This window comes from Streptomyces sp. RP5T (assembly GCF_003933965.1).
In the GTDB taxonomy this organism is placed as follows: Bacteria; Actinomycetota; Actinomycetes; order Streptomycetales; family Streptomycetaceae; genus Streptomyces.
On record NZ_RSAJ01000203.1, the window covers coordinates 1 to 13981 of the forward strand.

Below are 13981 nucleotides of genomic sequence, written 5' to 3' on the forward strand. Positions count from 1 at the left end.
GCCCCTTCCTGTCGCGAAGGCGAGGTGCCGGTCGGGGCCGTGCAGCACCGTGACACGCAGGGCGCTGCGGGCCTCGACCTCGCGGGTCCAGTTCACGAGGACGCTCGCCGGGCAGACGACCATGAAGTGGTTCTCGCCCGCGGCGGCCAAGCTGTGCCGGCACGGCGATCGCCTGGACGGTCTTGCCGAGTCCCATCTCGTCGCCGAGCAGCACCTTGCGCTGCGCGAGCGCGAACCGCGCGCCGAACGCCTGGTGGCCGCGCAAGGAGCACGGTGGTTACCAGAGACCCGACTCCGGAGAGATTCAAGTAGGCACAGCGTCGGGGCCGGTCGCTGATCTCGGCCTTCAGGACGGCGGGAAGGGCCGTCACCCGTTGGCGATCTCGTGGCCCGGCTCTCGTCGAGTCGCTACGGTTGAGCCATGACCGCACTGCCCGACTGGATGCGCCCGCCACGCGCGGAAGGCTGGTTCGCGGAGGACCTGGACCGCCTCCCCGAGGCACCCCGCCACACCGAGCTGATCGACGGAGCCCTCGTCTTCATGATGTCGCCCCAGCGGTCCTGGCACGGCCGACTCGTCACTTCCCTCACCACCACGCTCATGGCGACCGCGCCCGCCGGCTTCGAGGTCGAGCGGGAAATGACGATCCGTCTCGACGAGCGCAACCGGCCGGAGCCGGATCTGCTCGTGACGACCGCCCCCTACGATCCGGACCGAACGTGGTATGCGCCGCAAGACGTCCAGCTCGTCATCGAGGTCGTCTCGCCAGAGTCCGCCCACCGCGACCGCACAGTGAAGCTGCACAAGTACGCGGACGCCAAGATCCCGCACTATTGGTGCGTCGATGAAGAGGGCGGCACCACCGTCGTCCACGTCTACGAACTCGACGAGCCGACCGGCGTCTACGCACCGGCCGGCATCTTCCGGGGCACCCTGAAACGGCCTGTGCCTTTCGAGATCAGTCTGGATCTCGACAAGCTCACCCCGCCGCGGAGCACATAGGAGGCAGCACCAAGTCAGTCCGGTCCGGCGCTGTCACACGTTGAACCGGAACGTTCGTTGCAGCACCCCTACCTGCAAGAACAGGCTTTCTAGAGCTTCAAGCCAGCACAGAGTCAGCACAGTCGACCGCCTGAGCGCCAGACGCTTCAGCGCCTACGTGATCAGCGTCGCGCTTCTAAACTTCATGGCTCGCGGAGGGCCGCCCCGCAGTGGCCCCCGGACGCTGGAAGACAGGTGCCCGTAGAGGTCGATTGTGGGCTTGACCGGCCGATGGCCAATCCGCGCGAAACCTCCGGTGGTTCGGCACATCGCAGGCCAGGGCGGTCGGGGCGAAGACGCACCGAAGGCTGCGAGACGGGGGCGAAGCCCGCCCGTTTGCCTCGACCAGGCCGACCGCCACGCCCTTCGTGCGAGTGCTTCGCCCTCCCAAGACATCGCCGCCCCTGAGTGTGTAGATCGGCGCCTTGCACTGCTCGTCACCTTCTGCGGCGAAGCCGCCCCATGAGCCGACCAGGGCCGGCCCCCTCGGAGTGGCCCCGGCCATTCGTGTGACGTCGCTAGGCTTGCCCCATTACGACGACAGCCCCTGACCGGAGGACTCCACGTGACGCCGACCGCCGCCAAGCCCGGCCTCCCGGCGCGTCGCGAGCACTGGTTCCAGCCTCGCCGGTCCGGTTTCCGGTGGGAGCAGGAGGGCCTTGAGCACGTACGGCAGCTGATGCCGAACGCCGAGCCGTACCGGGCATGGGCGACGTTCCGGTTCACCGGTGTCACGGGCCGGGTGAACGAGTGCGATCTGCTGATCGCCGTGCCCGGTGGCGTCTACCTGCTGGAACTCAAGGGGCACCCGGGCCGGGTGGTGAACCACGGGGACACCTGGCAGTTCCACGGCGACCGGGTGCGGACGCTGCGCAACCCGCTGCACCTGACCGACCTCAAGGCCAAGGAGCTGAAGGCACAGCTGGAGCGTGCGGCGCACACGGCGGGGATTCCCGAGGCGAAGATCCCCTTCATCAAGCCGGCGGTCTTCCTGCACGACCCGGACCTGGTGAGCGAGCTGGACGAGTTCCAGCGCACGTCGGTGTACGGGCGCAACGGCGGCACCAGCGGTCTGCCGGGCATCTGGGACGGGCTGCTCGGGCTGCCGCCGGAGCGGGAGAGCTGGCGCGTCACCCCGCAGGACAGCCAGCGGCTCGAGATGCTGATGAAGCGCATCGGGATCAGCCACTCCACCAGCCACCTGCGTTTCGGTGACGACTGGCAGCTCGAGCCGCGCGCGATGGATGCGGGCCCCGGCTGGGAGGACCGGCTCGCCCGGCGCGACGACGGCCTGGTCAAGGAGAGCGGCCGGGTCAGGATCTACCTGTCGGGCCAGGCCCCGTCGGCGGAGCAGCGCGGCCGGGTGGACCGGGCTGCCCTGCGCGAGTACCAGGTGCTCCAGGGCATCAACCACCGCGGCATCGTCCAGGCCGTACAGATCCGCGAGCACCAGGGCGGTCCGGCGATCCTCTTCCGGCATCGCGAGTCGGACCTGCGCCTCGACGCGTACCTGAACGCGTACGGCGACCGGCTCCCGCCCGCCGTGCGCCTGGACCTGGTGCACCAGCTCGCCGAGGCCGTCCGCTACGCTCACGACCGTTCGCTGTACCACCGGGCGTTGTCGGCCCGCTCGGTGTACGTGTCCGCGGGGGAGGATGGCACGGAGCCGGTGCTGCGGATCGTCGACTGGCAGACCGCCGCCCGGGACTTCGACACGACCTCCCATCTCAGCCTCGGACAGACACCGCTGGATTCGGGTCTGGTGGCCGACATCGCCCAGGTGTATCTGGCACCGGAGACCGCCAGGGAGTTCGCGGACCCGGTGGACCTCGACGTCTTCGGTATCGGGGCTCTCTCCTATCTGCTGCTGACCGGCAAGCCTCCCGCCGATGCCCGTGGCGCCTTGGTGGACCGGCTCGCCGCGGACGGCGGACTGCACCCGTACGCGGTCTCCGACAGCGTTTCGGCGGCCCTGGACGACCTGGTTTTCCGGGCCACCGCCTCCGACGTGCAGAACAGGTTGTCGTCCGCCGACGAGTTCCTGCGGCTGCTCGACGCCGCGGAGGCCGAGGACGCCGCGGCCCGGCGTGGGGCAGTCGAGGTCGCGGACCCGCTCACGGCGAAGGCCGGGGCCCGTCTCGACGCCGAGTGGGAGGTCGTACGGGTCCTGGGCACGGGTGCGACCGCCCGCGCCCTGCTGGTGCGCCGGGTCGAGGACGGGGTGCCGGACCCGGCGTCGCTGCGGGTGTTCAAGGTGGCGCTCGACCGGGAGAAGGACACACGTCTCTACGCGGAGGCGAAGGCCCTGCGCGAGGTGGGCGGCAACCGCATCGTGAAGCTGCTCGCCGCCCCGCGTGAGCTGGGTGGGCACACCGTTCTGGAGATCGAGTACGCGGGCGGGTTCCGGTCGGCGGACGACCGGGAGGCGGTGAGTCTCGGCTCGCGGCTGCGCGGCGAGGGGCGACTGGGTTACACCCAGCTGGAGCGGTTCGGCAACGACCTCTTCGAGGCCCTGGACAGTCTGGCCGCCCGTGGGGTGCGCCACCGCGACATCAAGCCGGACAACCTGGGCCTGTTCAAACGCAGTGACGGCTCCTGGCAGCTGATGCTGTTCGACTTCTCCCTGGCCGACGCCCCCGACCAGGACCTCCAGGCGGGCACCCGCGGCTATCTCGATCCCTTCCTGGGAGACAGCCGCCGTGCCCGCTTCGACGACCACGCGGAGTGGTACGCGGCGGCGGTCACACTGCACGAGATGGCTTCCGGCGAGCGGCCGGTGTGGGGCGACGGCCAGAGCGATCCGCGGACCGTCCCCGCGGCGGAGCTGTACGTGGCCCGCGAGCTGTTCGAGCCCGCGCTGGCGGAGGGGCTCACCGAGTTCTTCGGCAAGGCCCTGCACCGTGACGTGGAGCAGCGCTTCGACAGCCTCCACCACATGCAGGAGGCCTGGCGCGAGCTGTTCCGCCGCGCGGATTCGACGCGCCCGCCCACCACGCCCGCGACGGTCGACGCGCAGGCGGCGGACGTGGAGGACGCCCGCGAGCAGGCCGCCGTCGCCGCGGACCTGACGACGCCCCTGCACGCCGCCGGGTTGTCGCCGCGGGCGGTGTCGGTGGCGGCCGGCCTCGGTGCGGAGACGGTGGGCCGGCTCCTGGACGTGCCGCCGCACACGATCTCCCGCGCGCGCGGCGCGGGGAACGTGATCCGCAAGGAGCTCAACCGGCGCCACCGCCAGTGGACCCTGGCGCTCCGCAAGCGCGCCACGGCGAAGAAGCCCGTACGGGTGCCCTCCGACGCCCCCGTCGAGCCCCTGGAGTCCGTGGAGACGCTCGCGGCCCGGCTGGTTCCGGCCGAGGGCGGCCCCCGCACGCGTCCCCGCCGCGACATCGTCCTCGCGACCCTGGGGCTGCCGTGCGTCGAGCAGACCGGTGAACTGCCCCCGTGGCCAGCCCAGTCGGCTATCGCCGGCGCCCTCGGTGTCAGCCAGCCGACCGTCTCGGGAAACCTGACCGCCGCGATCGAGCAGTGGGCGGCGCTCGACTGGCTGGGGAGGATCGGGGACGAGCTGGTGACCATACTGTCCGAGCAGGGCAGGGTCATGACGGTGCAGGAACTCGCCACCGAACTGCGGGTACGGCACACGCCGCAGGACGAGGACGGTACGGAGGACCGGGCGGACCTCCAGATCCAGGCGCTGGCCGTCGTCCGGGCGGCCGTCGAGGTCGAGGCCCGCCGCGACGATGTCGCCGGTGGCGAAGGCGACGAGGACAACGCCTCCCGGCTCGCCATGCTGCGGCGGGGCAGCGCGGTGCTGCTGGCTCTGGTGGACCAGCCGGGCAGCGACGATCCGACTCCGGTGGAACTGGCCGAGTACGCGACGCTGCTCGGCCGGGCCGCCGAGGACGTGGCGGCCCGCGATCCGCTGCCCGGCGGAGGCACCGTCCTGCGGGAGCTGCGCGCGGTGCCCGCCCCGGAGGGGATGGCCCCGCTGGCCGACACCCGACTTCTGACGCTGTCCGCCGCGATGGCGGGCAGCGTCGGCGTCACCCCGCGCTTCGAGCTGTTCCCGCTGGACCTGGGCCTGGACCGGGCGCTGCGGATCTCGCAGGCCGCGGCCGGGGTGCGTCCCGGCATCGGGATCGGCGCCGACGAGCTGCTGAGCCGGGTGCGGTCCCGCTTCCCCGGGCTGGCCGCGCTCGCCGGCGTGACGTACGTGGAGTGGGAGGAGGCCCTGTCCGAGGCGCACTTCCCGTTGGAGTACGACCGTGACAGCAAGCGCTTCTTCCCGCCCGCGCGGGATCTGGAACACAGCCGGCCGGCCTTCTCCGGCTCGGTGCTCACGAGTACCGGCACGCTGTATGCCGCCGCGCAGGGGCAGTTGGCGGAGGGGCGGGACCCGCGCCGGGTGATGGAGGTGCGGCTGCGGGAGGCGGTGCGGCGCGGCGGGTTCCTCGCGCTGACCGTGCGGGGCCTCCATCTGCCCGGTACGGCCGAGCGCCTGGCCGCCCGGTTCGACGTGCTGCCGGTCGATGTGGACGAGCTGTTCCTGGCTGCCCTGCGGACGTTGGCCGACGAGCAGCAGGTGCGGTGGGGGGCGCTGCTGAAGGCGGACGCCAGGTTCGGCGAGAGCGGCCGGATCGGGCCGGCGCTGGCGTCGTACACCCGGCTCGCCGCGGAGCGGGTCGCCGCCCGCTGTACGGCGCTCGCCGAGCAGTCGGGTGCGCGTACGGTGCTCCTCGCCCACCGGGCCTCGCTGGTGGCCCGGTACTGGGACGTGGGGGGCCGCGAGTTGCTGGTGTCCCTCCAGGAGGCGGCCCGCCGCCCGGCAGCCGTGCCGCACGGTCTGTGGCTGCTGGTCCCCATGGACGACCCGCAGGCCACCCCGGCGCTGGACGGCCGCACGGTGGACGTGGTGGACCGGGGAAGCGAATGGGAGGTTCTGGAGGGGCTGTTCATGAAGGAGCTGCAGGAACTGCTGCAGGCGGGCTGATGGCTGACGCCGTATCAGCGCGAGGTCATAGGATCTGCGTCGTGGGGGACGACGAGGAAAGCAAGAAGGCGAAGACGGACTACGCCTGCGCGGGGGAACGGCATTACGAGGATGCCTCCTATCTGCACCGGGATGGGCGGCAGTTGAACGCGGACCATCTCTTCGGGCTTGCCGTGGAGTGCCTGCTGAAGGCTCTGCTGCTGCGGTTCGGCGGGACGAACAACGTGTCGATGACAGGGCGCGGGGGCACGGAGACCGAGCGGCTCTGGTGGGACGACCCCGCTGAGAGCAACGACAAGAAGAAACGCAAGATGCTGGGGCACATCAACGAGATGCGCCAGGCCCTGCCCTTGCTCGTCGGCGGACGCCCCGGCCCCGCTCTCACTGAGGCTCTGACGAGAGTCTCGGAGGACTTCGAGGAGTGGCGCGCCGAGGAACGCTACACGGACGGAACCCACCTCGACCTGGGTCTCCTGGCCCGTCGCCGGGAGGCGGCGACCCTCGCCCACGAGCTGCATGTGCACGTTCAATTCACCGGAAAGCTGCCATGACCCTTTACGACGCACCGGTCCGCTTCGACGCGGCGCGCCCGGCCGCCCTCGCCCTCGCCCGCGAGGTCGCCGCGGAAGGCTTCGACGTCCTCCTGGTGAGGGATGTGCTCGGCAGGTTCTCCCTGGTGGTGGAGGACGGGGAAGAGGGCAACGCGGCGAGCGGCGAACAGGTCGACCGCTGGAGGGAGTCGTTCACCCGGCGGCTGGGCCGCTACAGCGGGGAGCGTCCGCTCGTGCAGGCCTCGGTCATGCGCCTGCCGAGATCGCTGACGGCCTCACCCCGCGCGCTGGAGGTCGTCGCGGCCACCGGCACGGAGGGCGCGGTCCGCTTCCTCGACAACACGGTCGTCGGCGAGGAGTGGTCCCATGTCACCACTCCCTCCGCCACGGACGAGGACGGGGCGCCCCGCCCCCGCCGTACCGCCGTGTACGGGTTCAAGGGCGGTGTGGGCCGTACGACGGCGACCGCGGTGCTCGCCCGTCGGCTCGCCGACCAGGGGCTGATCGTGCTGGTCGTCGACCTCGACCTGGAGTCGCCGGGCGTGGGCCCCCTGCTGCTCGGGGACGGCTCGCTGTGCACGCACGGTGTCGTGGACCACCTGGTGGAGTCGGCGCTCGGCAACGAGGACGGCCTGGAGATCGTGGCCCGCTCCGGGTACACCCCGCGCAACCAGGGCGAGTTGTGGATCGCCCCGGCGCGCGGCGCGGGCACTGAGGGCGTCCCCAACGGGTACGTGGACAAACTCAACCGGGTGTACGCCGACGCGGAGGGCGCCCGCTTCGCCGACCGCCTGGCTGCCGCGGTCCGTGCCTGCGAGGAGGCGGTGGAGCGGAGCGACAGCGGGCGCCTGCCCGACGTAGTGCTGCTCGACAGCCGGGCCGGCATCCACGACGTGGCGGCCGTGACCATCTCGCATCTGTGCGACTACGCGCTGCTGTTCGGCGCGGACAACGACCAGACCTGGTCGGGCTACCGGGACCTGTTCGAGGCATGGGCGGCCTCCGGGCAGGCCCCGGCGATCCGGCGGAAGCTGCGCATGGTGGCGTCGATGGTCCCGGACTCGGTGCACTATTCGATGGACACCCACCTGCGGTCGTTCCGCCAGAACGCCCACGCCGCGTTCAGCGTCCTGTACGACTCGCTCGCACCGGACGAGGTCGCCGGTGCCGAGGATGGTGCCTGGGCCCTGGAGGACGACTCCGCGCCCCACTCCCCGATCCCGATCCTGTTCGAGCCGGGTCTGGTCGGGATGAACGTGCCGAACGCCCCGGACTGGCAGGACCGTGCCTTCGTGCAGGCCGCGTACCGTGACTTCCTGGAGACGGCCGTCCCGCTGATCCTGGCGGGGACGGCCGAGGAGTCCGACACCGACCACGCCGAGTACGCCGAGCGCGAGGACGACCGCCCATGACCGAGCCGCTGACCCCCGGCGAGTACCGCGACCTGCTGTCGCGCGCGCTGGAGGGAACCGTGGACGCGGACACCCGGCCGCCCGAGCCGCACACCCTCTATATGCCGGACGCGCACCGCGCCGCGCTGTACGTCGACAGTACGGTGGTCCAGGGCGACCGGGGTGTCGGCAAGACCTTCTGGGCGCGTTCCCTGCTCGACGCCGAACTGCGCGAGGCGGCGGCTGCCGAGTACCGCATCAACCGGCTGAACCGGCTGCGGGTCACACCCGGCTACGGCATGGGCATCGTGCCGGACTACCCGGGCCCGCTCGTCCTGCCCTCGCTCCTGTCGGGCGACGCACAGCCAGAGGAGATCTGGCGGGCGGTCCTGCTCACCGCTCTCGGACAGCCCGAGCTGCGGGAGAAAGGCGACTGGGTCGCACGTGTGTTCTGGGTACGCACCAACGCCCAGTCCGCCGAGGCCACGATCGCGCGGGCGGACGCGGAGGCCGCCGCCGAGAACATCGTGCGTCTGCTGGTCTTCGACGGTCTGGAGCATCTCCACACCGACTGGGACACCCGCAACCGGCTGATCGCCGAGCTGCTCCGCCTGGCCATGCTGATGCGGTTCGGCACGCGCAACATCCGCCTGAAGGTGTTCCTGCGTCCCGACATGTTCGACGCGGCCAAGCAACTCTTCCCCGACGCGTCGAAGCTGTCGGGGAACGCCGCCCTCCTGGAGTGGACCCGCACCGACCTGTACGGGCTCCTCTTCCACCACCTGGGCAACGAGGACGACGGGGCGGCCGAGCGGTTCCGCCGCTTCACCGGTGGCTGGAAGCCCTTCGAGTCGGCCACGCACGTGCGGTACGTGGCCCCGCCCGAACTGCGCAACGAGGAGAAGGCGCAGCGGCCGCTGTTCGAGCGGATCGCCGGCCTGTACATGGGCGACAACGTCCGCCAGGGCCGCCCCTACGCCTGGCTGCCGAACCACCTGATGGACAGCAACGGCCGGATCAGTCCGCGCACCTTCCTCAAGGCCCTCAGCGTGGCCGCCGAGACGACGCGTACCGCCCACGCCTCGTACAAACGCCCGCTGCACCACGACGCCCTCCGGGACGGGGTCCGCGAGGCGTCCAAGGTCCGCGTCGACCAGATCGTCGAGGACACCCCGTGGGTGGCGCTGGCCATAACACCGCTCAAGGGCTGCCAGGTCCCGATCTCGATGCGGGAGATCATCCGGATCTGGGAGAGCCATGACCTTCCGCGGCTCCTCCGCGACGACGCGTCCCACTACGCCCAGGCCGACCGCCCCGAGCTGGCCCGCACCGGCCCGCGCCACCCCGACGACCTGCCGCGCCTGGTCCAGGAGCTGATCGACCTGGGTGTCCTGCGTCACCGGCCGCAGAGCAGCAGAGAGGAGCTCGATCTGTTCTCCCTCCTCGACCTGCCCGACATCTACCGCCTCGCCTTCGGCCTCGGCCGGCTCGGCGGGATCCCGCTGACCAAGCGCTAGGTCAGGTCGTGGGTCCCGGTGGGTCCGGCGGGCCGTCCGTCCTGGCAGGATGGATCGACCGGCGCGAGAGCACGCGCCGAAACCACGAAGTGAAGGAACACCCCGGTGCCCTCCCAGGATGCCCGTACGACCGCCGAAGCGAAGGACACGCCGACAGCCGCGCCGCTGGACCATGGCGCGCTGCTCAAGGACCTCCAGAAGCAGGTCGCACTCCTGGAGGAGGACCTGCGCGAGCGCGCGCACGGTGACAGCGAGCAGGCCGCCGCTCTGAAAGCTGAGTACGAGCGGGCCCTGCTGTCCGACCGCACCTCCGTGATGTACGAGTCGTGGCTGGAGAAGCGGGTGGTGCAGATCGCCGCCGCCTGGGTCCTCGCCTGCGTCTTCGTCCGCTTCTGCGAGGACAACGGCCTCGTCGCCGAGGCCCGGCTGTCCGGTCCCGGTGAACGGCTCGCCGAGGCACAGGACAACCACGACGAGTTCTTCCGGCTGCACCCCGAGCTGAACGACCGCGACTGGCTGAAGGAGTCCTTCCGCGCGCTCGGCCGCGAGCACGAGATCACCGAGGGGCTCTTCGACCCGGCGCACAACCCGCTGTGGGAACTCGACCCGTCCTACGGAGCCGCGTCCGGCCTGCTCTCCTTCTGGCGCGAGCGCGGCCCCGACGGCAGCATCCGCCACGACTTCACCGACCCGGGCCTCAACACCCGTTTCCTCGGTGACCTCTACCAGGACCTGTCCGAGCACGCCCGCAAGACGTACGCGCTGCTCCAGACCCCGGAGTTCGTGGAGGAGTTCATCCTCGACCTCACCCTGGACCCGGCCCTGGAGGAGTTCGGCCTGGACCCGGCGTGGAAGCACGTCCCCGAGGACTGGCGGGGCGAGACGTCCGAGGAGATCGACGAGAACGGCAGGCTCACGAAGGTCGTCCGCGGTCTGCGCTGCATCGACCCCGCCTGCGGCTCCGGTCACTTCCTCCTCGGCCTCTTCCGCCGGGTTCTCGCCGCCTGGCGTGAGGCCGAGCCCGGCACGGAGAACTGGACGCTGGTACGCCGCGCCCTGGAGGCCGTCCACGGCGCCGACAAGAATCCCTTCGCCGTCTCCATCGCCCGCTTCAGGCTCCTCGTCGAGACGCTCAAGGAGTGCCGGGTCGTCCGCCTCTCCGCGGCCCCGAGCATGCCGATCCGCATCGCCGTCGCCGACTCGCTGCTGCACGGGCGAGAGGCTGGCCGCGAGACCGACCCGACGTTCGACGATGCCGAGCGGGGCGAGGCGTTCACGTACCGCACGGAGGATGTGCGGCAGTACGTGAAGGAGGTGGACCTCCTGGGGCGCGGCTCATATCACGTGGTCGTGGCGAACCCGCCGTACATCACGGTCAAGGACAAGGCCGAGAACGAGACCTACCGCAAGATCTACTGGGCCTGCTCCGGGAAGTACGCGCTGTCGGTGCCGTTCGCTCAGCGGATCTTCGAGTTGGCGGTACGGGCCAGTGGTGACCGTCGCGACGGTGGCTTCACCGGGCAGATCACGGCGAACTCTTTCATGAAACGGGAGTTCGGATCGACGCTGATCGAGTCGTTCTTTCACGGGGGGCCGTACAAGGACCCGCAGACGCGGCGCCGAAGGGACTTTGCGGGCGTCGAGCTGACGCATGTGCTGGACACGTCGGGGGCGTTCATTCCGGGGCACGGTACGCCGACGGTGATCTTGGCGGGACGGAACCAGGGGCCGCGGCAGGCGTTGCCTGTGCGGGCGGTGCTGGGGGTTCGGGGGGAGCCTAGCCAGCCGCCGAAGGGCCGTGAGGCTCAGGGCAAGGTGTGGCAGGCGATCGTCTCACAGTGGCGCAAGCCGGGGGTGGGGCCTGAGGAGTGGGTGAGTGTGGACGACTTGCCTCGGGCGAAACTCGCCACGTTCCCTTGGAGCCTTTCCGGGGGTGGCGCGTCCGGGGTGATGAGCAAGGTGGAGAAGGCGCCGCGTGTACTAGGCAGCCTCCTCGACGGCAAGATCGGATTCGCGAGCTTTCCGGGACAGGACGACGTCTTCTTCCTTTCCCCCTCCTGGTTCCGTCAGCGGCCAGACACCAACGCGCTCAGGCGCCCTCTGGTCACGGGCGACGTGGTACGGGACTGGGACATCAACGGGAGCGAGCTGGCTCTGGTCCCGTACGGCTCCGACAACAAGCCCGTTGAGTACCGCCCGCAGGCGAGCTGGGGCAAGCATCTCTGGACCATGCGGACCCAGCTGGGTTCGACCACCGGTTTCGGCGGCAAGACCCGCGCTGAATCCGATGAGCCGTGGTGGACCTGGTACCGGTGGGTGGCGGAGCGCTACCGAACGCCACTGACGATCGCGTACGGCGAGGTCGCCACGCACAACCACTTCGTGCTCGACCGGGGCGGGAAGGTGTTCAAGCAGACCGCACCGGTGATCAAGCTGCCCGAAACCGCGGACGAGGAACGGCACCTTGAGTTGCTTGGGGTGTTGAACTCGTCGGTGGCCTGTTTCTGGATGAAGCAGGTGAGCCACGTCAAGGGCGGCAGCGGCATCGGACGCGGAGTCCAGGACGAAGCCTGGGAGAACCGCTACGCATTCAACGGGACTCGGCTCCAGGAGTTCCCCCTCCCCACCGAGCTCCCCCTGGCTCTCGCTCGCCAACTCGACGTCCTCGCCCAAGAGCTGGCTACCCACGAGCCTGCCGCCCTCACCGACTCCTCCACTACACCCCTCACCCCCGAAGCCCTTGACACCGCTGAGGCCGCCCAAAAGCGGATCCGGGCTCGGATGATCCTGCTCCAAGAGGAGTTGGACTGGGCCGTGTACGGGTTGTACGGGCTGCTCACGCCCACTGAGGTCGCCCGCACCACACTCCCGGGTGACCCGGCTGACCTCGCCGACGCCGACGTGCCCGAACTCGCCCTAGGGCAGCGCGCGTTCGAGATCGCGTTCGCCCGCAGCGGTGCCGACACCGCGTGGTTCGACCGGCATGAGTCCACTCGGGTCACTGAGATCCCGCCTTCCCCCGGCTGGCCCGAGTCCTACCGTCGGATCGTTCAGGCACGGCTTGACGTCATCGCCGACAACAGGGACGTCCGCCTGATCGAGCGGCTCGAGTACAAGCGCCGCTGGCTCACCAAGCGCTGGAAAGACAGGGAGGACGCCGCCCTCCGCTCCTGGCTGCTGGACGCCATGGAGCGTGAGGAGCTGTGGTTCGAGGAGCGGGACGGGATCGACTCGCCACGCGCGCTCACGATCTACCAGCTCGCCGACGCCCTCCGCCACGACAAGGCCGTACAGGACGTCGCCAAGCTCTACGCGGAGCGGCACCTCGACAAGCGGGACGTCCCCACGTCAACCGTTCTGGCAGCCATCGTCGAGTCCGAGCACGTCCCCTACCTCGCCGCGCTTCGCTACAAGGAGTCCGGCCTGCGCAAGCGCGCCCAGTGGGAGAAGGTCTGGGAGGACCAGCGCAAGGAGGACCAGGAGGGCAGGCGGCGTGACATCAAGGTCCCACCGAAGTACACCTCCGCCGACTTCCTCAAACACAGCTACTGGTCGAACCGGGGCAAGCTGGATGTGCCCAAGGAGCGGTTCGTCTCCTACCCCGGCGCCTCCCCCGACAACGACCCCTCCCTCCTCATCGGCTGGGCCGGCTGGAACCACCGCTATCAGGCGGAGGCCCTGGTCAACCTTCTCAACGACCGCCTTAACGTAGACGGTTGGCGCAAGGAGGACCCCCGCTTCGTCCCGCTTCTCGCCGGGCTGGCGGAGGTCATGCCGTGGGTGAAGCAGTGGCACGACGAGTACGACGAGGAGTGGGAGGGCAACCCCGCCGAGGACTTCAACAGCGCCCTGGTCGCCGGCCTGTACGGTCGCGACCTTTCGCGGGATGACCTCGCCGCCTGGCGCCCGGAGAAGAAGCGGGGCAGGGCAGCGGCCAAGTAGCACAGGCCGACCCCGTACATGCCTGAGGGGGCGGGGAGACTCACCGTCCCCGCCCCCTCAGCCACCCTCACAGTTCAGTCGCGCCCGCCGCCATCCTCAGGAACGCGGTCCACTCCGTGGGAGCAACCATGAGAACCGGCCCCGTGGTCCGCTTGGAGTCCCGCACGTGGACGGCTCCAAGCGTCTGGGCAACCTCGACGCACTGGCCACCGTCTCCGGCGCTGTAGCTGCTCTTCACCCAGACCAGCTCCGCTGGCCTTCCGCTGTTCGCTGTCACAACTCTCCCAAGAGCCGCTCGATCCAGCCCGGAGACTCCTTCGGAGTCAGCGCCTGGGCTCGCAAAATGCCATACGTGGCTTCGAGGTTCTGGACCTTGACCGGGTCCGAGTGCACCACACTCTGGCTCTGCGCTTCTACGTAGGCCATCCTGCGCCGGCTCTTCGTGAGGAGCAATGTGAAAGGTCCTGCGAGGCTGGCATGTTCGTCGCGATCGAGCGGCATCACCTGGATCTCGACGTTCCGCTGGTGTCCGACGAGCAGCAGTTGCT

At 70.2% G+C, this 13981-nt stretch carries 8 protein-coding genes and 1 pseudogene; 6 read left to right on the plus strand and 3 right to left on the minus strand.

Annotation, left to right across the window (positions count from 1 at the left end; all coding sequences use genetic code 11):
* Window positions 1-268, minus strand: a pseudogene (locus EHS43_RS47940) (SNF2-related protein); the annotation flags it as partial.
* 153 nt (window positions 269-421) lie between these two features.
* Between EHS43_RS47940 and EHS43_RS21555 the strand changes: the two are divergent.
* The 6 genes from EHS43_RS21555 (at window position 422) to pglX (ending at window position 13433) form a co-directional block, all read left to right on the plus strand.
* Window positions 422-1003: a Uma2 family endonuclease gene (locus tag EHS43_RS21555; protein WP_125192409.1), complete on the plus strand. Its 582-nt coding sequence runs from the start codon at window positions 422-424 to the stop codon at window positions 1001-1003.
* A 604-nt stretch (window positions 1004-1607) separates the two neighbouring features.
* Window positions 1608-6032 (plus strand): BREX system serine/threonine kinase PglW, encoded by a 4425-nt coding sequence (pglW, locus tag EHS43_RS21560; RefSeq protein WP_125192410.1) that lies wholly within the window; start codon window positions 1608-1610, stop codon window positions 6030-6032.
* Window positions 6033-6073: 41 nt separating this feature from the next.
* Window positions 6074-6583 carry a hypothetical protein gene (locus tag EHS43_RS21565; protein ID WP_125192411.1) on the plus strand — a complete coding sequence of 170 codons (510 nt, stop codon included), beginning with the start codon at window positions 6074-6076 and terminating at the stop codon, window positions 6581-6583.
* Window positions 6580-7995, plus strand: a complete 1416-nt coding sequence (locus EHS43_RS21570) for an AAA family ATPase (protein WP_125192412.1) — start codon at window positions 6580-6582, stop codon at window positions 7993-7995. The genes EHS43_RS21565 and EHS43_RS21570 overlap by 4 nt, the downstream gene beginning before the upstream one ends.
* On the plus strand, window positions 7992-9491 hold the full coding sequence (locus EHS43_RS21575) for a hypothetical protein (RefSeq protein ID WP_125192413.1): 1500 nt from the start codon (window positions 7992-7994) through the stop codon (window positions 9489-9491). Before EHS43_RS21570 ends, EHS43_RS21575 begins: the two co-directional genes overlap by 4 nt.
* Window positions 9492-9596: 105 nt before the next feature.
* A complete protein-coding gene (gene pglX, locus EHS43_RS21580) occupies window positions 9597-13433 on the plus strand; it encodes a BREX-2 system adenine-specific DNA-methyltransferase PglX (protein WP_125192414.1) in 3837 nt (1278 codons plus the stop codon).
* A gap of 67 nt (window positions 13434-13500) precedes the next feature.
* Here the strand turns inward: pglX and EHS43_RS21585 are convergent, their stop codons facing one another.
* Window positions 13501-13710, minus strand: coding sequence for a DUF397 domain-containing protein (locus tag EHS43_RS21585; protein WP_125192415.1), 210 nt, complete (start codon window positions 13708-13710; stop codon window positions 13501-13503).
* Window positions 13707-13981, minus strand: a 275-nt coding sequence (locus tag EHS43_RS21590; protein WP_221740748.1) for a Scr1 family TA system antitoxin-like transcriptional regulator, incomplete at its 5' end; no start/stop codon positions are given. The genes EHS43_RS21585 and EHS43_RS21590, both read right to left, overlap by 4 nt.